Here is a 24,282-nt window from a genome sequence, read left to right on the forward strand (position 1 = left end):
CTGGACGTGCACGGCCCGGGGCGGCGAAACTGGTCTCCGACCACAGCGGAGATCACTTCGGACGCTCGCTCGACGGGGGCGGCGGGGCGGGGGCCAGGTGCCGGACGGACGTCGGATCGCGGAACGCTACGAACTGCTCGAGCAGTTCGGCCACGGCGGCATGGGGGACGTGTGGCGGGGCTATGACGCCGTCCTCGACCGGCCGGTCGCCGTGAAGCTGATCCGTCCACAGGCCGTGACGTCACCACACCTGGCGGAGGAGTTCGCGAAGCGGTTCAAGCGCGAGGCGCGGATCACCGCCCGTATCCAGCACCTCGGTGTGCCGCAGGTGTACGACGCGGTGCTGGACGAGTCGTACGAGCAGCTGTTCCTGGTGATGGAGCTGGTCGACGGCGTGCCGCTGACCGCGTACGTGAACCCGGAGCGCCCGCTGCCCGTCAGCTGGGCGGTGGCCGTGGCGGCGCAGGTGGCGACCGTGCTGTCGTACGCGCACGACGTGCCCGTGGTGCACCGGGACCTGAAGCCGGGCAACATTCTCGTCGCACGCGACGGCACCGTGAAGGTGCTCGACTTCGGCATCGCGGCCATCCTCCAGACGGACGTCACCCGGCTGACGGCGACCGGCAGTCCCATCGGGACGCACCAGTACATGGCACCGGAACAGGTGCGCGGCGGACGGGTCACGCCGCGCACCGACCTGTACGCCCTGGGCTGCGTGCTGCACGAACTCCTCTGCGGACGGATGCTGTTCAGCGGCGACGGCGAGTTCCACCTGATGATGCAGCACGTCAGTGCGGCTCCCACGCCTCTGCGGCAGCTGCGGTCCGACGTTCCGGAGGAACTGGAGGAGCTCGTCCTGCATCTGCTCCGCAAGGCACCCGAGGCGCGTCCCGTGGACGTGCAGGAGGTGTACGAGCGGCTGCGGCCCTTCCTGCCGCCGGCCGGTGAGGACGGCGTTCCCGACGGGTCGGGGCCCCTCGGCGCGCCCGACCCGACCGGCATCTTCCGCCGCCCCTACGCACCCCGCTCACGTGCCGGAGCCACGCACGCGCTGCGCGCCGCGTCCGCCTCCGGAGCCGACGCGCCTCCCGCGCCCGTACCGGCCGCCGAACGGGAGGCACTGCGGGCTCAGATCCTCGACGTCCACGCGCACTACGTCGCCCTCATGGAGGAGGAACGGTACGCGCAGGCCGCCGAGGTCGTCGGCGAGATGATCGCACCGGCCGCGCGGGCCCTCGGCGCGGAGAGCAAGGCGGTCCTCGGACTGCGCCGGCGCCGTGCGTTCAGCCGCCAGCTGGCCGGCGACCACCGGGCCGCCCTGCCCGAGTTCGAGGCACTGGCCGACGCCTACGGGCGGGTCAGCGGACCGAGCAGCGAGGACGCCCGGGACAGCCGGGCCCAGGCGGCCCGCTGCCGTGGCGAACTCGGCCAGGTGACAGAGGCGCTCGCCGGACTGAACGGCGTCCTCGACGTCGTACGGTCGGTGGACGGCGACGTGAGCGAGGAAGCCGTCGAACTGCGCCGCGACATCGGCATGCTGCTGCTCGCGCAGGGCCGGACGACGGACGCGCTCGGCGTCCTGGACCCACTGCACGCCGACCTGTGCGTGGTGTGGGGCCCCGACGACGAACTCACCGCCGAGGTGGCCGAGACGCTCGCGGTGATCCGTCTCGATCTCGACGGTGGCCCGTCCGGCTCGCCCACCTGACCACCTGACCTGCCGCTTCTCCCCCCGCCGCAGCCCGCCCGGCCCTTAGGATCCACCCATGCCGCAGCTCGCCTTCGACATCGCGTTCTTCGCCGAACTCCCCAAACTCCAGCCGCCGGTGCGGAAGGGTGTCCTGGACGCGTGGGAGAAGTTCAGCCGGCTCACCCTCGATCAGCTCTTCAAGGATCCGGGGCTGAAACTGGAGAGCCTGACCAACGCGAAGGACAAGCAGATCCGGACGATCCGCATCGACCAGTTCTGGCGCGGTGTCGTCCTCGCCCCGCCGACCGGGGACACGTTCGTCCTGCTGCGGGTCATGCAGCACGACAAAGCGATCGCCTGGGCGAAGAAGCAGAAGTCCAGCATCAACGAGGTGACACGGGCCGTCGAGATCCGCGACGCGGCGACCCTGGACGAGCTCACACCGGCGTACGAGCGGGTGGCGCTGACGTCACCGAAGGAGCGGCTGTTCGCGAAGTTCTCCGACGGAGACCTCACCGCGCTCGGCATCGACGCCGAGACGCTGCGCCAGGCCCGGTCGCTCGTCGACAAGGAGCAGCTGGAGATCTTCGCGCCGCTGCTGCCGCAGGACCAGCGGGAGGTGCTGCAGTACCTCGCGGAGGGCTGCGGCGTCGAGGAGGTCTGGCGGGACATCGTCGCGCCCGCGCTGCAGGCGTCGTCCCAGCCGGTGGACACCCAGGACTACGAGACGGCGATCCGGCACAGCCGGGCCCGCATCGCCCTGGTCACGGCTCCCGAGGAACTGCGGGACATCCTCGAGAAGCCGTTCGCGGCCTGGCGGGTCTTCCTGCACCCCTCCCAGCGCAAGGTCGCCTACCGGGCGTCCTACTCCGGGCCCGCCCAGGTCACGGGCGGGCCCGGCACCGGCAAGACCGTGGTCGCGCTGCACCGCGTCAAGCACCTGCTCGGGCATCTGCGCGACGGAGACCGCATCCTCCTCACGACGTACACCAACGCGCTCGTCAGTGCGCTGCGCGCCGGTCTCGAGTCCCTGGTGGAGGACCCGGAGCTGCGCGCACGGGTGGACATCTCGACGGTGGACGGCTTCGCGAGCCGTGTCGTCGCCGAGTCGCCCGGCGCAGTGACTCTGCGGCCCCTGCTGCACAACCAGGAGGAGAGCCGCTGGGGCAAGGCCGCGAAAGCGACCGGCTTCCCCGGCAGCGCGCAGTTCCTTCTCCAGGAGTACCGGCACGTCGTCCTGGCCCAGGGCATCACGACCCTGGCCGCGTACGAGGCGGCGGACCGACGTGGCCGCGGAAGCCGGCTGGCGGCGGCCGAGCGGCCCCTGGTGTGGAAGACGGTGGAGCGGTTCACGGCCGATCTGGCCGCCGACGGAGCCCGCACCTGGCTGCAGACGTGTGCGGACGCCGCACGGCTGCTGGAGGAGAAGGGCCCGCAGTACCGGCACGTCGTGGTGGACGAGGCGCAGGACCTGCACCCGGCGCAGTGGCGTCTGCTGCGCGCGGCCGTCCCCGCCCGCCCCGACGACCTGTTCATCGCGGGCGACCCCCACCAGCGCATCTACGACTCGAAGGTGTCCCTGAGGTCGCTGGGCATCAAGGTGACCGGGCGGTCGGTGAAGCTGCGCAAGAACTACCGCAGCACGCAGGAGATCCTGCGCTGGTCGACCGCGCTGCTCGTCGGCCGGCCGATCGCCGAGCTGGAGGACGCCAACCGCAAGGACACTCTGCTCGGTTACCGCTCCGCCCTGCACGGCGACGGGCCCGCCGTCCACTCGGCAGCGACCGAGGAAGCCGAACTCGACGCGCTCGCGGCGCAGGTGCGGGCGTGGATGGACGCGGGAGTGCACCCGGCGGAGATCGGAGTCACCGCCCGCTTCAACAAGGCGTGCGCGACGACGGTGGCCCACCTCGAGGCCGCCGGACTGCCCGCCGTCGCCCTACGCTCCGCCGACACGGTCAAGGGCGCGGACGCCGTCCGGGTCGGCACCATGCACTCGTTCAAGGGTCTCGAGTTCCGCTGCGTCGCCGTGGTCGGCGTCACCGAGGACGCCCTGCCCTTCGCGAAAGCGGTCACCCCACCCGACCTCGACGCCCAGCAGCACGAGACCGACATGATGTCCGAACGCTGCCTCCTCTTCGTCGCCTGCACCAGAGCCCGCGACAGCCTCCACGTCTCCTGGTCAGGCCACCCGAGTCCGTTCCTCGTGGAAGCCGGCGTGTGACGCAACGCAACAGAACCCGGAGAGTGCGGTCTTCCCCGGGTGCGAGGTGATCGTCTCCCGCCCTGTGAGCCCGAGGTGCGTGAACGGAACGTCGCCTTTGTACGCGTCGGGCTTCGGAGCGATGTAGGCGATCAGTTCGGTGTCTTCGGGCACCATCCGGGAGAGTTCCTTGGTGCGCTGCGGCGGGCCCGACCGGACGGCCTCAGGCGGCCTTTCGCCCTCGCTCGCGGTGGCCGCGGATGATGTCCGCGTATCGGTGACCGGTGCCCTTGATGGTGCGCGTCTGGGTGCGGTAGTCGACGTGGACGAGGCCGAAGCGCTTGTCGTAGCCGTACGCCCACTCGAAGTTGTCCAGCAGCGACCAGGCGAAGTAGCCGGCCAGCGGGGCCCCCTTGCGGGCGGCGGAGGCGCAGGCGGCCAGGTGCTTCACCAGGTAGTCCTCGCGTTGCGGATCGTCCACCGTGCCGTCGGGGCGGACGACGTCCTCGAACGCGGAGCCGTTCTCGGTGACGTACAGCTTGCGTGCCCCGTACTCGTCGGTGAGGCGGAGCAGCAGGTCCTCGATGCCGCTCGCGTCGACCTCCCAGTCCATGCCGGTGCGCGGGACGCCGGGCCGGCGGACCGCGCGGACACGGGGCGCCGGGCCGGTGGGGTCGTCGGCGACGGTCTGCGGGAAGTAGTAGTTCAGGCCCAGCCAGTCGAGCGGGGCCGCGATCGTCTCCAAGTCCCCTCCTTTTTCGGGTAGTTCGACGCCGTACACCTCGCGCATGTCGGCCGGGAAGCCGCGGCCGTGCACCGGGTCGAGCCACCAACGGTTGGTGTGGCCGTCCATGCGCCGGGCTGCGGCGACGTCCTCGGGGCGGTCGGTGGCGGGGTGGATCGTGGAGAGGTTGTTGACGATGCCGACCCGGGCGGCGGGGGCGGCGGCGCGGACCGCCTGTGCGGCGAGGCCGTGTCCGAGGAGCAGGTGGTACGAGGCGCGGACGGCCGCCGTCAGGTCCTTGAGGCCGGGGGCCATCGTGCCGTCGAGGTGTCCGATCCAGGCCGAGCACAGGGGCTCGTTGAGGGTGGCCCAGTGGGTGACGCGGTCGCCGAGGCGTTCGGCCACGACCGAGGCGTACGCGGCGAAGTGCTCGGCGGTCGCCCGCTCGGGCCAGCCTCCCCGGTCCTGGAGCACCTGCGGGAGGTCCCAGTGGTAGAGGGTGACGGACGGGGTGATGCCCGCCTCCAGCAGCCCGTCGACCACCTGGTCGTAGAAGGCCAGGCCCTTGGCGTTGGCCGGTCCGTCACCGCCGGGCACGACCCGCGGCCAGGCGACGGACAACCGGTAGGCGTCGGCGCCCAGTTGCCGCATCAGCGCGATGTCCTCGCGCCAGCGGTGGTAGTGGTCGCAGGCGACGTCGCCGTTGTCGTCGCCCGCGACCTTGCCGGGGGTGTGGGAGAACGTGTCCCAGATCGACGGCGCACGTCCGTCCTCAGCCACGGCTCCCTCGATCTGGTACGCCGCCGTGGCCGTGCCCCACAGGAAGTCGTGCGGGAGTGCGGCGAAGTCGATGGTCACGGAAGTCCCTTCGGAGGATGCGGAGGAGGTCACTTGACGGCGCCCGCCGTCAGTCCGGCGACCAGGTAGCGCTGGAGCAGCAGGAACCCGGCGACCACGGGCACGCTGACGACGAGCGAGGCGGCCATGATCTGGTTCCAGTACACGTCGTTGAGGGTGGAGTAGCCCTGGAGTCCGACGGCGAGCGTGCGGGTGGTGTCGTTGGTCATGACGGAGGCGAACAGCACCTCGCCCCACGCGGTCATGAAGGCGTAGACGGCGACGGCGACGATGCCGGGGATCGCGGCCGGCACCACGATCCGCAGCAGCGCGCCGAGCGGGCCGCAGCCGTCGACCAGTGCGGCCTCGTCGAGGTCGCGCGGCACCGAGTCGAAGTATCCGATCAGCATCCAGATGGAGAAGGGGAGCGAGAACGTCAGATACGTCAGGATCAACCCGCCCCGCGAGCCGAACAGGGCGATGCCGGTTGCGTTGCCGATGTTGACGTAGAGCAGGAACAGCGGGAGGAGGAAGAGGATGCCGGGGAACATCTGCGTGGACAGGACGGTGACCGTGAACACCCGCTTGCCCCGGAACTCGTAGCGGCTCACCGCGTACGCGCTGAACACGGCGATCACCACCGAGCAGACCGTCGCCGCACCCGCCACGATCAGCGAGTTCACGAAGTACCGGGCGAGCGGGACGGTCGACCAGATGTCGATGTACGGGCGGACCGTCAGACCGCTGGGCAGCCAGCGGAACTCGCCCGTGACGTCCGCGAGCGGCTTGAGCGAGCTGGAGACCATCACGTACACCGGCAGCAGCACGAAGCCGGTGAGCAGGGTGAGGAAGATCCGTCGGGACCAGAGGAAGGAACTCGGCGGCGCCATGGGCGAGTCACCGCGCATGCGAAGACCTCCGTCGCGAGGTGAGGGCCAGGTAGACGCCCGTCACGGCCAGCAGGAAGAGCAGCAGCAGGACCGACATCGCCGAGCCCGTGCCGAAGTTCCAGGTGACGAAGGACGCCTGGTAGATGTGGACCGAGATGAGGTCCGCGGCTTCCGGGGCCGCCCTGCCGAACAGGACGTAGGGGGTGTTGAAGTCGTTGAACGTCCACAGGAACAGCACCAGCACCAGCACCTGGTTGACCGGGCCCAGGGACGGCAGGGTGATGCGGCGGAGCTGCTGCCACACCCCGGCGCCGTCCAGCGCGGCCGCCTCGTACAGCTCGCGCGGAATGTTCTGCAGGCCCGCCGTCACGATGAGGAAGGCGAACGGCCAGCCCTTCCACACCGACACGGTGAGCAGCGCGTAGAAGCTGTTGTCCCCGATGAGCCAGAAGGACCGGTTGTCGGTGAGGTGCAGCTGGTCGTGCAGGACGTGGTTCACCAGGCCGTTGTCGTGCTGGAACATGAAGACCCAGGTGATCACCGCCGCGTAGACGGGCAGCGCGTACGGCACCAGGAACAGCGCGCGCAGGAGTCCGCGGCCGCGGAAGGCGTCCTGCATCAAGACCGCCGCCGCCGTGCCGACGAGCCAGCACAGGCCGACCGACAGCAGGGTGAAGCCGACCGTGACGAGGAACGAGTGGAGCAGGGCCTCGCCGACGGGCGCGTCGAAGTCCACCGACATCCGGTAGTTGTCGAGGCCGGACCAGGGGGCCGTGCCCCAGTCACGGATGTAGAACTGGGTGAGTTCCCTGAAGCTCATCACGATGCCGATCACCATCGGCACCAGGTGGACGAGGAGTTCCAGGATCAGGGCGGGCAGGAGCAGCAGGTAGGGCAGTCCGACGCGGCGGAGGCGGCCGGGGCGCGGTCGCGGGGTCCCGCCGCCGTCGGGGCGTGCCGGGGGTTTCACGACCTCGACGGTGGTGGTCATCGGGCTCACTTCGCCGGCATCTGCTGCTGGGCCTTGGCGAGCTTGGCCTTCACCGACTCGGCGGTGACCGCGCGGCCCGCGGCGGCGTCGGCGAACAGTTCCTTGACGGCCGTGCCGACCACCGTCTCGAACTGCGACTCATCGGCGACCTGGGGGAGCGCGGCGGCGCTCTTGGCGAGGGTGTCCTTGAGGACCGCGTTCGCGGGCGAGTCGAACGCGGCGTCCGACTGGGCGGAGGCGACGGGCGGGATGGTGCTGTAGGCCGTGTTGAGGATCTTCTGTTCCTCGTCGCCGGTCATGAACTTCACGAACTCGGTCGCGCCGTCGAGGTTGTCGGTGTTCTTGAAGACCGCCAGGTTGATGCCCGCGACCATCGAGTTCACCTGGGCGCCGGCGCCCGGGGAGCCGGACTGCACGGGTACCGGGGCGATGCCGTACGCGTCCGCGCTCATGCCCTGGGACGCGAGGTTGGCCGACGCGGACTGCCACAGCAGCATCGCCGTCCTGCCCTTGGCGAAGTCGCTGACGGACTGGTTCTGCGCGTACTCGGCGTTGCCCTGCGGGATGACCTTGTCCTTCGCCATCAGGTCGACGTACTGCTTGACCGCCGAGACCACGCCGCCGGAGGTGAAGTCGGGCTTGCCGTCGGCGGTGAAGAAGTGCGCGCCGTGCTGCTCGGCGAAGACGAAGACGTGGTGGATGTTCTCCGCGACGTTCGCGCCCTCGGCGCCCAGGACCTGTTTGCCCTTCGCCTGGATCTTCTTGCCGTCTGCCACCAACTCGTCCCAGGTGGTGGGGGCTTGTGCGATGCCGGCGTCGGCGAAGATCTGCTTGTTGTAGTACAGGGCGTACGCCATCGAGTACAGCGGCACCGCGGCCGGGTCCTGCCCCTGCGCCCCGGTGGAGCCGAGCGCGGAGGCCACGAAGCGGCCCTTGCCCCCGATCTTCGCGAGGTTCGCGTCGTTCCACGGCAGCAGCGCGCCCGTGGCCTGGAGCGAGGCCGACCAGGTGTTGCCGATGTTGAGGACGTCGGGGCCCTGACCGGACGTGGTCGCGGTGAGGATCCGGTTGAGCAGGTCCGACCAGGGGACGACCTCCAGCTTCACCTTGATCCCGGTCCGCTTCTCGAACTTGTCGAGTTCCGGCTGGAGGACCTTCTTGTCCACCTCGATGCTCGCGCCCTGGTTGGAGGCCCAGTAGGTCAAGGTCTTCGGAGAGTCGTCGGATCCCCCGCCGTCCGTCGAGCCGCCGCCTCCGCAGGCCGTGGCCGAGAGGGCGAGTGACATGACGACGGCTCCTGTGGCCGCGGCTCGAATGCTGCGCATGGATCGGCTCCCGGTGTCATCAGGGCTTAATTTAGGACGTGAGTTAAACCTCGGAAGCGACTCCCGTCAAGGGTTCCGGCACACTCCGGACCACTCCGGGCCCACCCCGGGCCCACCCCGGGCCCACCCCTGGACCTCCAAGGCGCCTTCGGTGCTTTCTCGGGGCCTTCTCGGGGCCGCTTCGGCGGACAACTCCGGTCGCACCACTTGACGCGCACGTTCGGGCAGTTGAAGCATTCAGCGCTGAGAGAGCGCTCTCAAGCACGTGTCCGTTCACTTCCTTTAGCCAGCCGTTCCCCGTGAGCGGCCCGCACCGAGGAGAGCCGCCATGCCCCACGCCCAGCCGCCGTCGGACACCCCCGCCGTACGCCGCAGAGCCGTGCTCGCGGCCGCCGCCACGGCCGCGGCCGCCCCCGTCCTCGCCGGACCGGCCGCCGCACCGGCCTCCGCCGCACCGGCGTCCGCGACATCGGCGTCCACGGCGTCGACCGGCACGCCGTCGGCCGCACCCTCGCGCGGCGGGCGTCCCTGCGCCCTGCCGGGCGGCGGCGACCTCGGCCCGAACGTCCTCGTCTTCGACCCGTCGACCCCGGACATCCAGGCCCGCCTCGACGAGGTGTTCCGGCAGCAGGAGTCGGCCCAGTTCGGCACCGGACGCTACGCCCTGCTGTTCAGGCCCGGCGTCTACCACGGACTCAACGCCCAACTCGGTTTCTACACGTCCATCGCCGGCCTCGGCCTCTCCCCCGACGACACCACCATCAACGGCGACGTGACCGTCGACGCGGGCTGGTTCGGCGGCAACGCCACGCAGAACTTCTGGCGTTCGGCGGAGAACCTCGCGCTCGTCCCGGTCAGCGGCACCAACCGGTGGGCGGTCGCCCAGGCCGCCCCGTTCCGCCGGATGCACGTCCACGGCGGCCTCAACCTCGCCCCGTCGGGCTTCGGTTGGGCCAGTGGCGGCTACATCGCCGACAGCCGGATCGAAGGCGGGATCGGCCCCTACTCGCAGCAGCAGTGGTACACCCGGGACAGCGCCGTCGGCAGCTGGCTCAACGGCGTGTGGAACATGGTCTTCTCGGGCGTCGAGGGCGCCCCCGCCCAGAGCTTCCCCAACCCGCCCTACACCACGCTCGAGACGACTCCCGTCTCCCGGGAGAAGCCGTTCCTGTACGTCGACCGCGGCGGCTACCGCGTGTTCCTGCCCGCCAAGCGCACCGACGCACGCGGTGTGACCTGGGGCCGCGGCACCCCGCGCGGCAGCTCGCTGCCCCTGTCGCGGTTCTACGTGGCCAGGCCGGGCGTCTTGGCCGCCACCCTCAACCAGGCCCTCGACCAGGGCCTGCACCTGCTGCTCACACCGGGCGTGTACCACCTCGACCGGCCGATCCGGGTGAACCGCGCGGGCACCGTCGTCCTCGGCCTCGGCTACGCCACGCTCATCCCCGACAACGGCGTCACGGCCGTGAAGGTCGCCGACGTGGACGGCGTGCGGCTGGCCGGCTTCCTGATCGACGCCGGTCCGGTCGACTCGGCGACCCTGCTGGAGGTCGGTCCGCCCGGAGCGCGGCGCGACCACTTGGCCGACCCCACCACCGTGCAGGACGTCTTCATCAGGATCGGCGGAGCGGGCGCCGGCAGGGCCACCACCAGCATGGTGATCAACAACCGGCACACGATCGTCGACCACACCTGGGTCTGGCGGGCCGACCACGGCGAGGGCGTCGGCTGGGAGACCAACCGGGCCGACTACGGGGTCGTCGTCAACGGCCACGACGTGCTGGCGACGGGCCTGTTCGTGGAGCACTTCAACAAGTACGACGTGCAGTGGTACGGCCAGCGCGGCCGCACGATCTTCTTCCAGAACGAGAAGGCGTACGACGCCCCGAACCAGGCGGCGATCCAGAACGGCGCCCTGAAGGGGTACGCCGCCTACAAGGTCGGCGACGACGTCACCGCGCACGAGGGCTGGGGGCTGGGCAGTTACTGCTTCTACAACGTCGATCCCACGATCGTCCAGCACCACGGCTTCGCCGCCCCGGACGTGCCGGGCGTGAAGTTCCACGACCTCCTGGTGGTCTCGCTCGGCGGCCAGGGCCAGTACGAGCACGTGATCAACGACCTCGGCGCGCCGACGTCCGGCACGTCGACGGTGCCGTCCACGGTGGTCTCGTACCCCTGACGGCAGCCCCCGCGCCGGTCTGCGCACCGCCCGCACGGCGGGGGGCGGTTCTGCTGCCCCGGCCCGGTGCGTGCCGCGAACGTGGTCGGTTCGCGGCACGCACCGGGGGCTCGTGCGACCGGGGTCCCCGCGGGCCTGCCGGGCCCGCGGGGACCCCGGTCCTGCGGGCCCGCGCCGGGATCTACCGCGCCGGCGTCGCCGTCGGCGCCGGGGCGTACCCCGTCGGACGGGCCGAGAAGACGCCGCGCCCCTGGGTCCGGCTGCGCAACCGGGTCGCGTAGCCGAACAGTTCGGCCAGCGGCACGGTCGCGGTGACGACGGCCGAACCTCCGCGCACGGTCGAGTCGGTGACCCGCCCGCGTCGGCCGGCGAGGTCGCCGAGGACTTTGCCGACCACACCTTCGGGCACGGTGACCGTCACCTCGACCACCGGTTCCAGCAGCACCATCGCGCAGCGGCGCAGGGCCTCCCGGAGCCCGAGCCGGCCGGCCGTGCGGAAGGCCGTCTCGGAGGAGTCCTTCACGTGCGTCGCCCCGTCGGTCAGGGTGACCCTGAGGCCGGTGACCGGGTGTCCCCCGATCGGGCCCTCGGCGAGGGCGTCCCGGCAGCCGGCCTCGACGGCACGAACGTACTCCTGGGGCACCCGTCCGCCGACGACGGCCGAACGGAACACGAACCCGGTCGGGTCGTCGGCGTCCGCACCCGGCGACCCGGCGCCCTGCTGTTCGGCGCCCAGCGGTTCGACGTCGAGCACGACATGCGCGAACTGCCCTGCCCCGCCGTCCTGTTTGACGTGCCGGAAGACGAGACCGGACACGCCCCGGGCGACCGTCTCGCGGTACGTCACCCGTGGACGGCCGACGGTGATCTCCACACCGAGGCTGCGGCGGATCTTCTCCACCGCGACCTCCAGATGCAGTTCGCCCATGCCCGACAGCACCGTCTGACCGGTCTCGGGATCGGTCCTGACCGTCAGCGACGGATCCTCCTCGGCCGACCGCGCCAGCGCCGACGCCAGGCGGTCGGCGTCGGCGCCGGTACGCGCCTCCACCGCCACCGACACGACCGGCGCGGGCACGCCGGGCGGCTCGAGGACGAGGGGCGCCTCCGGCGCGGCCAGCGTCGAGCCCGCGCGGGCCGCCTTGAGCCCCACGACCGCCACGATGTCCCCGGCGACCGCCCGCTCCAACTGGGCGTGCCGGTCGGCCTGCACCCGCAGGATCCGCCCGATCCGCTCGGTGCGCCGCGTGCCCGACTCCCACACCGCGTCTCCCTTCTCGATCGTGCCCGAGTACACCCTGAGGTAGGTCAGCCGGCCCGTGGGCGTGGCCCCGACCTTGAACGCGAGGGCCGCGAACGGCGCGTCCGGGTCGGCCCGACGCTGCTCGCCGGCCGCGTCCCGCTGCCGGCCGACGCCGCGGACCCCGCCGCCGGCCGGATCGGCACCGCGTACCGGCGGCACGTCCAGGGGCGACGGCAGATACGCGACGACGGCGTCGAGCAGCGGCTGGATCCCGCGGTTTCGGTAGGCCGAGCCGCACAGCACGACCACGCCGTCACCCGTGCGGGTGAGGTCGCGCAGCGCTTCGGAGAGCGTCCGCGCCGACAGCTTCCCTCGGTCGCAGAACTCCTCCAGGGCTGCCGGGTGCCGCTCCGCCACGGCTTCCTCCAGCAGTCTGCGCCGGCGCAGCGCCTCCTCCCGCAGCTCTTCCGGGACGGGCGTGTCGACGGCCGTGTCGCCGCCGTCCGCACTCCAGGTCAGCGCCCGCATCCGCAGCAGGTCGACGACCCCCTCGAAGGCGTCCTCCGCCCCGATCGGCAGCTGTACGACCAACGGCACGGGGTGCAGCCGGGCCCGGATGGACTCCACCGCGGCGTCGAGATCGGCGCCCGCCCGGTCCAGCTTGTTCACGAACGCGATCCTGGGCACGCCGTAGCGGTCGGCCTGCCGCCACACGGACTCGCTCTGCGGTTCCACGCCGGCCACGGCGTCGAACACGGCGACCGCCCCGTCCAGCACCCGCAGGGACCGCTCCACCTCGTCGGCGAAGTCGACGTGCCCGGGGGTGTCGATCAGGTTGACGCGGTGGCCGTCCCACTCGCAGCTGACGGCCGCGGCGAAGATGGTGATCCCGCGGTCGCGCTCCTGGGGGTCGAAGTCGGTGACGGTGGTGCCGTCGTGGACCTCGCCGCGCTTGTGCGTGGTCCCGGTGGCGTACAGGATCCGCTCGGTGACGGTGGTCTTGCCCGCGTCGACGTGGGCGAGGATGCCCAGGTTGCGGACGGCGGAGAGTCGGGTGAGGTCACGATCGGGGTTGGTGCGCACGGCCGTCGGCCTTTCGGGATGTTCCTGGGAACGGGCGGCGCGATGTGCCGGGACGAGGGCGGCGAGCCGCACGGGCTCGAACGGTCGCGCGGCAGGTCCGACGATGATGGATCGTCAGAAGTGCTGCGGTGAACGTCTCTTGTTCGCTCGGACCTTCGTCAGGCGATCCGGTGCCGGCCGCGCAGCGGGCACCGGACGGACGAAGACACGAGGATCACCTCGTAGCGGGAGCGGGGGGCGACGACAGCGGTGTGGTCACGCATGGCCGGGCCCCCTCGTGTGCGGTGGTACGGCGCGCCGCCGTGCAGCGGTCGCGCTCGATCTGCAGTGAGTGTAGGAGCGAAGGACCGGCCCGGCACGTTATTTACCGTCGTCCGGGGGATCGTCGTCCTGGGGCGGACGCCTCGGCCACGGTGCGCGAGGCTCCCCTCGGCCTCGGCCTCGGCCTCGGCCTCGGCCGGAACGGGCTTGCCGTCGACGGCGCCGTGGCGGTGGGGACATGACTACGCCGCCGCGTAGAACCGTCTGCGGACCCGGCGCAGCCAGGCGTCGGCGGCGCTCTCGTCGGGCCGGTCCGGCAGGACGCTGCGCGTCTCGGCGAACGCCTCCTCGAAGCGGCGCAGCAGCGGCAGCGCGGCGTCGGGATCGGCGGCGACCTCCTCGCCGAAGCGGTGGTAGCTCTCCGGGTCCTCGACCCTGATCGTCAGCCGCCCAGCGGAGTACAGCTCGTATCCCTGGGTGCACAGCCGCCTGAGATGCCGGGCGTGCTTGGCGCTGCGTCTGCGGCTGTCCGCCGCGGGAGCGCCCTCGCCGCGGTTGCGCAGTCGGCGGAACTGCTGGGTCGCGTACCCGAGATAGGCGTCGCGCACCCGCTGGGCGCTGAGCAACGTGGTGCGCAGGCCGATGAGTTCGTCGCCGAGCGGGGTGCGCACCTCGTACAGCTCGTCGGGCAGCCAGACGAGTTCCATGACGGTCGGATTGCCGCCGAGCGCGAGCCGGCACCACTTCGCGGCCTCGTGCAGGGTGCGGTCGGGCGCCGTGCTGACGTGCGACTCCTTCGGGGTGTGCAGGCCGTGCAGTTCCTCGGTGGGTGCGGCGAACATGCCGAGCCGGTCCACGTCGGAGCCCTCGTGGGCGAGGCCGTAGGCGGTCGAGCCGACGATGCCGGACAGCAGGATGTTGGTGACGGTCACAGGTGCCCCCGGTCGTTCCCCCGACGATGATCACCCCGGCGCCGCGATCGGGCGACGGGATGGCCATGATGCCCTGCGCCCGGTGCCCGCCACCTCGCATTTTCCCGGCGGCCCCGCGGACGCCGGGCTGTCCCTCGCCGGCGCCGCGGCTTCACCCGTACGACTCGTTGCGCTGGTCGAGCGGCCTGGCCGGTGGTGCCGTGGAGGGCAGGGCAGCCGACCCCGTCCTCTGGAGGCATCCGTGACCACCCCTCGTCCGTCGTCCCGCCCGACCTGCCCGCCCCGCCCGTCCGGCCCGGCGGGACCGACCCGTCCGGGCCGCCCGGTGCGCCCGGTGCGGGCGCTGACGGCCGTCCTGGCCGCCGGAACGCTGCTCGTCACGACGGCCGCGTGTTCCGGCGGGGAGGACGGCGCGTCCAGCGCGTCGAGCGCCTCCGGCGTCGCGGCCTCGCCCGTGGCCGAACGGACGACCACCGCGTCCCCCGGCAAGAACACGCTCACGTCGGCCGGCGCGCGGACCGCTCTGATCACCGAGGGCGACCTGGAGGACGACTGGACGCAGGTGGCGGAGAAGACGGCGCAGTCCTGGGAGGACGAGCTGCTCATCGGCACGGTCGACACCCAGCAGTTCCTCACCGGCAAGACGCAGGCCGCCGACTGCCAGCGGCTGCTCGACGGGCTGTACGGCGACGACCTGCTGGGCCGCCCGTCCGGCGCGTCGGAGCTCACCGGCTTCACCGAGGGCGACTCGCGGCTGCTCTACCAGGTCGCCGCCTACGACCGGGACGACCTCGACAAGTCGCTGGACTGGCTGGGGTCGCTGCCCACCGAGTGCGACCAGTTCACCGCGAAGGGCTCCGACGGCACCCTCACCGTGCAGGTCGTCGAAGCCTCGCTGCCGAAGTCGGGGGACGCCCGCGAGGGCGTCACCGTGACGGTGAAGGGGACCTCCGGCGGCTCACCGGTCACCCTCACGGTGGACGTCGCGGCCGTACGGGTCGGGGACGACGCGATCACCGTCACCAACGGCGGGTACGGCGGTGCGGACCACGACAGCACCAAGGACGCGGTGAGCCACGGCACCACCCGGCTCAAGGACGTCCGGGAGGGCCGCACTCCGGCCCCCGAGCCCAGCGAGTTCGACTGAGCGCGCCGGCTCGGCACATCGGCCGGCGCGCCGTCGGCTGAGAGCGGCCCCTGAAAATGAGAGTTGACGAGCCTGGGGGGCGGCCGGCCTCGGCGACAGCCTTGTCGATCTCGACTTGACGAGCTTGATCATGTCCGCGTTCGGGCCGAGGCAGCAGATGGTCGCATCGGCGTACCTGGCTGCGACCTTGATGCCCTTTGGGCCGCCGCACGCCACCCAGATGGGGACGTCGCTGGGGTGGTAGAAGCCGCTCTCGGTGTCGAGGAATTCCTTCTCGCGGTTCTCTCCGCGCCACTCGTGCCAGACCCGCTCCTTGCTGAGCAGGCCCTCGCACCCCCTGCTCGGCTACGCGACGGGCGAGCGTCGTGCTTCGACAAAGCCGCCGCAGAGAGCTTCAACTCGACCATCAAGGTCGAGTACATCCACCGAAACCGGAGGCCCGCGTCAAGATCGCAATATGGATCGTCGACTTCTACAACACATGACGGCGCCACAGCGCGGCGGGCGGCCTGCCGCCCGCCGAGTTCGAACAGATCATCAACGAGGCGCGCAACAACTACGACCAGGACGACCTGGCCGCTCAACGGAGGCCTCTACGAAACCAGGGGATTGACATGGACCTACTGGTCGTCATCTCGATGGCCTCTCAGACCGTGGCCGACGTGCGGACCGCGGTGAGCAGTTCGTCGGCGGTGGCGATCTCAGCCAGAAGCCCGAGCGACTCCAAGGAGGCGCTGTGAGCTGCCTCGGAGCCTGCTGAGCAGCCGTCGGAGACAACAATCGTCCGGTAGCCGAGGTCGGAGGCAGCTCGCGCGGTGCCCTCCACCGAGAGGTTGGTGGCGACCCCCGCGATGATGACCGTGTCGATGCCGGCTCCTCGCAGCAGTACGTCCAGGGAACTGGCGTGAAACCCGGTGACCCGCTGGTGGGTGACGATCGTTTCCCCGGCTCGGGGGGCGACCTCACTCACGATCTCGGCCGCGGGGGTCCCGTCCACGAGGCAATTGTTTTGCGCGGTCATCGCCAGCAGCGGCGAGTTGGGGACCATGTCGGAGAAGTCGGGCCGGAAGGCGACCCGCGTGTAGACGACCTTGACGCCGCCGGCTCGCGCACCGTCCAGTAGCCGACTGATGGTCCCCAGCACTCCGGTGCGCTGGATTTCGGCCTGGAAGAACGGGGCCAGGGCTCCGGCCGGACCCACGACGTCACCTTGAAGGTGCACGGCGATCACGGCGCTACGTGCCGGGTCGATGGGATTCATGGCGCTTCTCTTCTCTCTGCGGTGGTGCTTGGAGTTGCCGGCCGGATCCGAGACGGGGGTTGATTCAGCCGTGGGCGAGGATCGACGAGCCGATGTCGGCGATGTCGCGGTCGGCGGTGAAGGGGTTGGAGAGCATGACCCCGACCATGTCGACGCCGGAGTCCCTCATGAGCTGGTGCTGCTGCTGGAGCTCTTCGGGGGAGCCGCACAGGCACCAGTAGTCGACGAGCTCCTTGGTGATGATGGGTCGGTGAACCGGATCGAGACCGCGTAGGTACTTCGCCCACACGTCGAGGTAGTGGGGAGCGTCCTGCACGGTGGGGTCACCGAGGTAGGCCATCGCGGCGTTGGTCGATGCCTCGACGATCGGCTGGCCGAGCTGGTCGACGTGCTCTGCCATGAATCCCGAGTTCACGATGCAGGAGCTGATCGGCCCGGAGCCGAAGCCCTTGTCGACCCCGTCCTCCCAGGTCTCGCCGGGCCGCAGCTGGTAGAACCACGTGTTGCTGACGAGCTTGACCGAGCCGGGCTCGCGGCCGGCGTCCGCGACGGCCTTGTCGAGGGCCCGGCGGACGACCTGGATCATGTCCGGGTTGGGTCCGAGGCAGTAGGTGATGGCATCGGCGTGCTTGGCGGCGATCGCCATGCCCTTCGGGCCCCCTACCGCCATCCAGATCTCGGGCCGGTTGTCGAGGTCGTACCAGAGGCCCTCCTTGTCGAGGAACTCGACTTCGCGCTCCTGGCCCCGCCACTTCTGTGTCACCCGCTGCCCATCGAGCAGGCCCTTGATGACACTGAACGCGTCATCGAGCTCACGCATCGTCGAAGGCTTCGCACCCATCGACCTCAGCGCGTTGTTGGCGGTGCCCATCGCCATGAAGACCCGGCCGGGTGCGAGAGCGTTCAGCGTCGCGATGGAGTTGGCCGTCACCGGAGGAATCCGGGTCAAGGGGTTGGTGACCCACGTCCCCAGCTTGATCGTGCTGGTGTCACGTGAGGCGAGTGCGAGGTACTGGTACGGGTCGCTGAACAGGAGCGGTCCTTCGCCGACCCCGAAGTGGCTCGCGCCGGCGTCCTCAGCCTGCTTGACCCAGTCGACCGAGTCGATCTTGGCGCAGCTGCCGATACAGAAGTCCACCATCACTCCACCTTTCCGTCCCACGATGTGATAGGCGGACGCGCATCGGGGTCACACCGGACCTCGATGAGCCACGTCCGCCCGCTGTCCAGCGCCTTCTTGAGCGCCGGTCCGAGTTCTGAGGGGGCCTCGACGCGGATCGCGTCGGCGCCGCAGGCCCGAGCGACTGCGGCGTGGTCGACGGGCGCGAAGTCGACTGCGGAAGTGTGTTCGCCGAACTGGACGAGTTCTACGTGCTTCTGGAAGCCGAGGATGCCGTTGTCGAGCACGACGACGACCACGGGCAGGCCCTCACGAACGGAGCTCTCGAGCTCGGACCAGACATGGCCGAAGCCGCCGTCGCCGACAAGCGCGACGACCACGGAGTCGGGGTCCGCGGCGCGGGCTCCCAGGGCCAGCGGGAGCCCCCAGCCCAAGCCGGCCAGTCCACGAGGAGCAAGGAAGCGCTGTCCCACGCGCCGCGAGCGCATGTAGTTGCCCATCCAGATGGTCGAGTAGCTGGCGTCGGCGGTCACGATGGCTCGGCGGTTGGCGACGGCGGCGTCGATCTCGGCCGACACCCGCTCTGGGCGGATCGGCCGGCTGTCGCCCGTCACGAGGTCGGCAACCGCCTCGGTGAAGCGGGCTCTGGCTTCTGCGATGACCTCCGCCACCGCGTCGCGCGCCTCGTTGCGCTTGGTGAGGTCCATGCCTTCGAGAGCGTCGAGGATCGCCTCGAGGTTCAGGCGGGCATCACCAGCCACTCGGAGGTCCGCCTCGTAGTTGCGGCCCATCTCGGCGCTGTCGATGTCGAGGTGGATGACGGTTGCGTCACTCGGGAAGGCCTGCCACGCGTCGGTGCCGTTCTCATTCGTGCGCGAGCCGACGAAGATCACCAGGTCGCTGGCCTTGACCCAGTCACGGAGGTGGTGGGTGGCAGAGTGCTTGCCCATGTAGTTCGACACGACGCCCAAGGACAGGGGGTGACGCTCGTCGACGGCTCCCTTGCCCATTGTGGTCGTGGCCACGGCGACAGACGCCCGCTCCTGAAGCGAGGCCACGGCGTCGGCAGCACCGGAGAGATGCACGCCGCCGCCGGCGATGAGCAGCGGCTGCTCTGCGCGGGCGATGAGCTCCGCAGCACGGTGGGTCTCGGCGGCCCCGACCTGCGTCCGGTCGAGTGGGAAGCTGCCGTGGGACGCGCGCCGAACGGAGGTAGAGGGAGCTGCCATCATCAGCACGTCTCGCGGGAGCAGCAGGACGACCGGTCCTGGCCTGCCGGAGCACGCGGTGGCGATGGCCATGTCAAGGTAGTCGTCGATGCGTGCGGGGTCGTCGAGCGACCCGATCCACTTCGCGACCGAGCTGAACAATCCCCGGTGGTCGAACTCCTGGAACGCGTTGCGGTCTCGATTGGCCAAGGGCACGTCCTGAACGAGCGCCAGCAGAGGCACCGAGACCTTCAGGGCCTCCGCCATCGGCGGGACGAGCAACGTCGCGGCCGGACCGTTCTGCGCTGCCACGACGCCGATCCGCCCGGAGACGCGCGCGTAGCCGTCGGCCATCGTGCCGCCGGCATTCTCTGTGCGGTACGTGATCTGGCGGATCCCCACCTTCGGGGTGGCCAGGAAGAGTGCCGACGGCAGACTCTGCCCGAAGATGTCAGTGACCCCGTGGCGCGCCAGCCCTTCGGCCAAGGCATCGGCGACGGTGCGTTGCCTCATCGTTTCCTCCACGTTTCGACGAGCCACGGTGGGCCGTCCGGCACCAGCGTGGAACCGCGACACGGGGTCGGTCCAATAGTGATCTGTGCAGCACTGAGAACCGTTGGTTATCGTCTCCCAATGGACCTTCGGAGACTCAGCTACTTCGTGGTTCCGGCAGAAGAACTCAACTATCGACGCGCTGGGGCGACAATCGACCCGTCGTGGTGGCATCTGAGACCGATCCGGAGCACCTGCTCGCCGCCGTCGCAGCCGACGTAGGCGTGTGCGTACTCGACGCCGAGCGACCCAGCAGACTGCGTCCTCGCGGGGTCGCGATTCGGCGGTTCACGCGACCGTCGCTGACAGCCGATTTCGGCCTCGCCTGGAGCGCCGGCAGACGATCTGGACTACTCGACGCCTTCATTCGGCACTGTGCTCCCGTCAGCGACGCGTATCGCAGGTCGTCCTCGGCCGAGCATCAATAAGCGCTCCTTCTCGGCTTGTCGCATCGTCCTATTGGACGAGACCCACGAATGCGGCGTTACCTGACTGTCATCAGCCGCGACGGAAAGGCTCAACATGCGAACGCTGGTCATGGGAGGCACTCGCTTCCTCGGGGTCGAGCTCGTCAACGAGCTGCTGAGGGCCGGCCACGACGTCGTCGCGTTCCACCGCGGTAATCGGCAGCCGGAGTGGAACGCTCCCGTCGAGCAGATCATCGGCGATCGGAACGTGCAACAGGACCGCGCCCTACTCGCCGAGCTCGACATCGACGTCGCCGTCGACCTGTCGGCTTACACCGCCGACCAGACCCGGTCGATGCTCGAGACGTTGCCGAAGGTGCCTCACTACGTACACGTCTCGACCCTCAACGTCTATCAGCCATCACCGATCCTGCCGTGGCCCGAGGACCTCCCCTACGGGCCGCATCCCCTGTGGGGCTCCTACGCCGTGGAGAAGATCGGCTGCGAGCTGGCGCTGCGAGAGCTTCGTCCCGCTCCGCTGAGCACCGTCTCGATCCGTTTCCCGCTGGTACTGGGACCCGGCAACTTCATTGCACGCGAAGAGTTCGTCCTCAACCGACTCCTCGACAATGAACTGATCCTGTTCCCTGGCGACGGTCAGGCAGTACACCAGTACGTCTGGCTCAAGCACGCGGCCACCGCGTTGGCCCGCGCCGCCGAGCTCGTCGCCGAAGGATTCCAGCCCTACAACGTCGCCTCTCGCCGCTGCAACACCTCGCTCGAGGGTTTTGTCGACGTCTGCGCAGAGGTCTCCGGCACCACTCCGCGCGTACGCACCGTGGGTGGCGGCGCCACCGGCGAGGACCTCCCCGTGTTCAACGGCGTGGACTGCGTGTTCCCTTTCAGCAACGAGAACACCATCGGTGACATCTCCGCCGCGGACGCTGCCGGCCTGATCGAGCCGTTCCTGCCACTTCACGACATGATCGACGCCGCGCTGCAGCACCTGCTCAACGAACCCGGCCGTCGCACGTGGAGCCGGACCGAAGCAGAGCAGCGCGTCTTGGCGCGGCTGGCGGTCACCGAGGGTTCGCGATGAGCGAAGCCATGGCTGACTCACTGCCGCAGAGCAGCGTCCTGGACGTCGGGGATGGGCCAGCAGTTCTTCTCCTGCACGGCACAGCCCCCGGCACGACCGCTGACGCCAACTTCAACCGCACGATTCCGGCACTCGGCGGCCATCGCATTCTCGCGCCCGACCTCATCGGCTTCGGCGACAGCGCCAAGCCGGTTGAACTGACGTACGGCCCACGGCTGTGGACGCGGCAGGCCTGGCAGATCCTGGACGAACGAGAGCTCGACCAGGTGGTCGTCGTGGGCAACTCCATGGGTGCGCGTGTGGCATTGAGCATGGCGCTGGAACAGCCTGACCGTATCGCCGGGCTTGTCCTTCTCAGCACTCGGCTGCGCCCGTCGCAGTCGCACGCACAGCGCCTCCTTCGAGAGTACGTGCCCAGCCCAGAGGCGATGGAACAGCTGTTGCGCGAGTGCTTCGTGACCGATCAGGACATCGTCACGCCCGCGCTCGTCAGGCAACGGTACGAAGTCAGCGCCCGGCCTGGAGCGCACGAGGCGATGCAGAGCGTCTTTGCGGGACTCGCAGCCGCAGGGCCGGGCCACACCGACGAAGAGCTTGAGAGCATCTCTGTCCCCACGCTCATTCTTCATGGTCGGGAAGACCGTGTGGTGCCTGCCGAGAACAGCGTTCTGCTTGCCCAGCACATGCCGCGCGCAGACCTGCATCTTCTGTCTCGGACCGGGCATTGGCTGCAGATCGAACGCGCTGGCCTCGTCAACGCCCTCATCAACCGGTTCCTCACCGAGTGCACCCGATGAGCGCCTCGGTTCTCGCTCCCAAGGACGTCCTCGCCGCAGCCGCGGGTGCTGCGCGTCCCGTCGCCCGAGCCGCACGCACGATGCGCGCCGCGTGGCTCCGCGCCATCGCCGCCGCGCTCGACGCCCACTCAGGTGACCTCATCCCTGTGGCCATGCGCGAGACGCACCTGCCCGAGGGACGGCTCATTGGGGAGCTCGCCCGCACGACGTTCCAGCTCAGGCTCTTGGCCGACCGCCTGGCCGCCGGAGCCCTGAGCGACAATCAAGTCGATCATGCCGACCCTGACTGGCCCATCGGGCCCCGACCCGATCTGCGACGAACGCACGTACCTCTCGGACCGGTTCTGGTCTTCGCTGCCAGCAACTTTCCCTTCGCCTTCAGCGTGGCCGGAGGAGACACCGCGAGTGCCCTCGCGGCGGGCTGCCCGGTCGTTCTCAAGGCACATCCGGGCCATCCGGACCTTTCCCGGGCCACCGCGGACCTCGTCCTCTCCGCACTGACCGACAGCGGAGCGCCGGACGGAACCTTCGGTCTGATCGAGGGTCACCAGGCAGGTGCCGAAGCCGTTGTCAGTCCGATCATCAAGGGCGTGGCCTTCACTGGCTCGACAGCCGGCGGACGAGCCTTGTTCGACCTTGCCATGGGACGACCAGAGCCGATCCCCTTCTACGGTGAGCTCGGGAGTACCAACCCGGTCGTCGTCACACCACGGGGCTGGGCGAACCGACCCGACGCGATCACGACAGGCTTCGCAGGGTCGGTGATGCTCGGAGCTGGGCAGTTCTGCACGAAGCCCGGCTTGATCTTCGTCCCTCACGTCGATGAGTTCCTTACGCGTCTGCCGGACCTCGTCGCGGGGCCGCTGCTGAATGACCACATCGCGGCAGGATTCCTGCGCAGCGTCAAGGAGCTCGCTGCCCTGACTGAGACTGCTCGCGGAGCGGTCCTGGCCGACGAGGTGTCGCCAGTGCTGTTCAGAACCAGCACCTCCACCGTTCGAGAGCATCCCGAGATCCTCGACCTTGAAGCGTTCGGTCCAGCATCCGTCCTCATCGAGTACGAGGACCTGGCCGACGTCCTGAGCCTCGTCGACTTGTTCCCCGGTCAGCTCACTGCGACCGTCCAGGGCTCCGAGGACGCCGACCCAGGCGAGATCGAACTCGTGGCTCGGCTCGCAGAGCACGCCGGACGCGTTCTTTGGAACGACTGGCCAACCGGAGTCGCCGTCACTGACGCTCAGCAGCACGGCGGCCCCTACCCGGCCAGCACCGCGCCTCTCAGCACCTCCGTCGGCACTGCCTCTGTCGCCCGCTTCCTCCGACCCGTCGCCTTCCAAGATGTCCCTTCCGCCGCACTTCCCTCGGAGCTTCGCGATACCCCAAACCAGGAGAAGACGCCGTCATGAACATTGCAGGTCCCCAGATCGCCGCCGTAGCGCTCTCGCACAGCCCCCAGATGGCTCAGGACACCGAACACGTCCAGGGTGCCGAATTCCGGGCCGGATTCACCAAGCTGGCCAAAGCTGTCCAGACATACGACCCGACGTTGATCGTGTACTTCGGGCCCGATCACATGCGGGCGCTCGCAGGCATCGCCCCCTGCTTCACCGTCGTCGAGTCGGCTACCGGTTACGGAGACTGGGGAACTCCGCAGGAGGACTACGACGTTCCCCACGATCTCGCTCTCGCCATGGGTGAGTACCTTGCGGCCGCCGGTATCGACATCGCCATGGCTCCAGACCTTCGACTGGACCACGGCTTCGGCCAGTCGACGTTCGATCTCTTCGGCTCGCTCTCAGCCGTACCCATGATCCCCATCATCATCAACTGTGTGGACCGCCCGCTGTCGACAGCGAAGCGAACCGCAGCACTCGGAGCGGCGGTCGGCGCGTTCCTCCGAAGCCAGATCGCGGCCGACGAGCGCGTCTTGGTCATCGGCTCAGGCGGGATCTCCCACGCTCCGCCCTCGTTGATCCCCGGAGCCCGCGACCTGACCGAGGCCGACCGCCAAAAGCTCATCACCGACAACCTCGCAAAGGCAGCTGAGGCCATCAACCCCGCGTGGGACAAGAAGTTCCTGGCGCTGCTGGCCGGCGACCAGTGGGAAGAGCTGGCCGACCTCACGGCCGACGACCTCGCTCCGGCCGGCACAGGTGGCGCAGAGGTCCGCACCTGGATCGCCTGCGCCTTCGCTGGGGCCGAGCCGCTCCCGACACTCGTGTACCAACCGGTGACCGAGTGGATCACCGGCATGGGGATTTCGGCGAGTACCACCTTGACCGGACTGGCACGTTGACCACCGCGACATCGGCCTCGTCCGTCGACGGGGT

General features: G+C 69.8%; 17 protein-coding genes. 8 read left to right on the plus strand and 9 right to left on the minus strand.

Annotation, left to right across the window (positions count from 1 at the left end; all coding sequences use genetic code 11):
• Positions 1-97: 97 nt before the first annotated feature.
• Together OHS82_RS08965 and OHS82_RS08970 are read left to right on the plus strand one after the other, a co-directional pair.
• Entirely contained in the window at positions 98-1,708 is a 1,611-nt protein-coding gene (locus OHS82_RS08965) for a serine/threonine-protein kinase (RefSeq protein ID WP_328433658.1), read from the plus strand.
• Positions 1,709-1,766: 58 nt separating this feature from the next.
• On the plus strand, positions 1,767-3,914 hold the full coding sequence (locus OHS82_RS08970; protein ID WP_328433659.1) for a DEAD/DEAH box helicase: 2,148 nt from the start codon (positions 1,767-1,769) through the stop codon (positions 3,912-3,914).
• A 202-nt stretch (positions 3,915-4,116) separates the two neighbouring features.
• On the opposite strand, the gene OHS82_RS08975 is transcribed toward OHS82_RS08970, so the two are convergent.
• Genes OHS82_RS08975 through OHS82_RS08990 form a run of 4 tightly spaced genes read right to left on the minus strand, consistent with a single transcriptional unit; the run spans position 4,117 to position 8,660 of the window.
• Positions 4,117-5,475, minus strand: coding sequence for a GH1 family beta-glucosidase (locus tag OHS82_RS08975; RefSeq protein WP_328433660.1), 1,359 nt, complete (start codon positions 5,473-5,475; stop codon positions 4,117-4,119).
• Between the two features lie 29 nt (positions 5,476-5,504).
• Positions 5,505-6,344 (minus strand): carbohydrate ABC transporter permease, encoded by an 840-nt coding sequence (locus OHS82_RS08980; protein WP_057582254.1) that lies wholly within the window; start codon positions 6,342-6,344, stop codon positions 5,505-5,507.
• Positions 6,345-6,351: 7 nt separating this feature from the next.
• Positions 6,352-7,335: a carbohydrate ABC transporter permease gene (locus OHS82_RS08985; protein WP_057582100.1), complete on the minus strand. Its 984-nt coding sequence runs from the start codon at positions 7,333-7,335 to the stop codon at positions 6,352-6,354.
• 5 nt (positions 7,336-7,340) lie between these two features.
• The gene (locus OHS82_RS08990; RefSeq protein WP_057582101.1) at positions 7,341-8,660 is read right to left on the minus strand and encodes an ABC transporter substrate-binding protein; all 1,320 of its coding nucleotides are present in this window, start codon (positions 8,658-8,660) and stop codon (positions 7,341-7,343) included.
• Positions 8,661-8,988: 328 nt separating this feature from the next.
• On the opposite strand from OHS82_RS08990, the gene OHS82_RS08995 reads away from it, so the two are divergent.
• Positions 8,989-10,842: a hypothetical protein gene (locus tag OHS82_RS08995; RefSeq protein ID WP_057582102.1), complete on the plus strand. Its 1,854-nt coding sequence runs from the start codon at positions 8,989-8,991 to the stop codon at positions 10,840-10,842.
• Between the two features lie 181 nt (positions 10,843-11,023).
• Here OHS82_RS08995 and fusA read toward each other — a convergent pair whose 3' ends face one another.
• On the minus strand, positions 11,024-13,168 hold the full coding sequence (gene fusA / locus OHS82_RS09000; RefSeq protein ID WP_328433661.1) for an elongation factor G: 2,145 nt from the start codon (positions 13,166-13,168) through the stop codon (positions 11,024-11,026).
• Positions 13,169-13,671: 503 nt separating this feature from the next.
• On the minus strand, positions 13,672-14,361 hold the full coding sequence (locus OHS82_RS09005) for a nucleotidyltransferase domain-containing protein (RefSeq protein WP_057582104.1): 690 nt from the start codon (positions 14,359-14,361) through the stop codon (positions 13,672-13,674).
• A gap of 325 nt (positions 14,362-14,686) precedes the next feature.
• Between OHS82_RS09005 and OHS82_RS09010 the strand changes: the two genes are divergently transcribed.
• Positions 14,687-15,508: a hypothetical protein gene (locus OHS82_RS09010; RefSeq protein ID WP_328436042.1), complete on the plus strand. Its 822-nt coding sequence runs from the start codon at positions 14,687-14,689 to the stop codon at positions 15,506-15,508.
• Positions 15,509-16,154: 646 nt separating this feature from the next.
• Here OHS82_RS09010 and OHS82_RS09015 read toward each other — a convergent pair.
• The 3 genes from OHS82_RS09015 to OHS82_RS09025 form a co-directional block, all read right to left on the minus strand.
• Complete coding sequence (locus tag OHS82_RS09015) at positions 16,155-16,769, minus strand: cysteine hydrolase family protein (protein ID WP_057582106.1); 615 nt, start codon at positions 16,767-16,769, stop codon at positions 16,155-16,157.
• Between the two features lie 64 nt (positions 16,770-16,833).
• Positions 16,834-17,910: an LLM class flavin-dependent oxidoreductase gene (locus OHS82_RS09020; RefSeq protein ID WP_199863916.1), complete on the minus strand. Its 1,077-nt coding sequence runs from the start codon at positions 17,908-17,910 to the stop codon at positions 16,834-16,836.
• Entirely contained in the window at positions 17,910-19,610 is a 1,701-nt protein-coding gene (locus tag OHS82_RS09025) for an acetolactate synthase catalytic subunit (RefSeq protein ID WP_328433662.1), read from the minus strand. Before OHS82_RS09025 ends, OHS82_RS09020 begins: the two co-directional genes overlap by 1 nt.
• Positions 19,611-20,171: 561 nt before the next feature.
• On the opposite strand from OHS82_RS09025, the gene OHS82_RS09030 reads away from it, so the two are divergent.
• Genes OHS82_RS09030 through OHS82_RS09045 form a run of 4 tightly spaced genes read left to right on the plus strand, consistent with a single transcriptional unit; the run spans position 20,172 to position 24,248 of the window.
• Complete coding sequence (locus tag OHS82_RS09030; RefSeq protein WP_328433663.1) at positions 20,172-21,155, plus strand: NAD-dependent epimerase/dehydratase family protein; 984 nt, start codon at positions 20,172-20,174, stop codon at positions 21,153-21,155.
• On the plus strand, positions 21,152-21,952 hold the full coding sequence (locus OHS82_RS09035) for an alpha/beta fold hydrolase (RefSeq protein WP_063894312.1): 801 nt from the start codon (positions 21,152-21,154) through the stop codon (positions 21,950-21,952). The genes OHS82_RS09030 and OHS82_RS09035 overlap by 4 nt, the downstream gene beginning before the upstream one ends.
• On the plus strand, positions 21,949-23,358 hold the full coding sequence (locus OHS82_RS09040; RefSeq protein WP_328433664.1) for an aldehyde dehydrogenase (NADP(+)): 1,410 nt from the start codon (positions 21,949-21,951) through the stop codon (positions 23,356-23,358). Before OHS82_RS09035 ends, OHS82_RS09040 begins: the two co-directional genes overlap by 4 nt.
• Positions 23,355-24,248 (plus strand): 3-carboxyethylcatechol 2,3-dioxygenase, encoded by an 894-nt coding sequence (locus OHS82_RS09045; protein ID WP_328433665.1) that lies wholly within the window; start codon positions 23,355-23,357, stop codon positions 24,246-24,248. The genes OHS82_RS09040 and OHS82_RS09045 overlap by 4 nt, the downstream gene beginning before the upstream one ends.
• Positions 24,249-24,282: the final 34 nt, after the last annotated feature.

Source organism: Streptomyces sp. NBC_00425 (genome assembly GCF_036030735.1).
Taxonomy (GTDB): domain Bacteria; phylum Actinomycetota; class Actinomycetes; order Streptomycetales; family Streptomycetaceae; genus Streptomyces.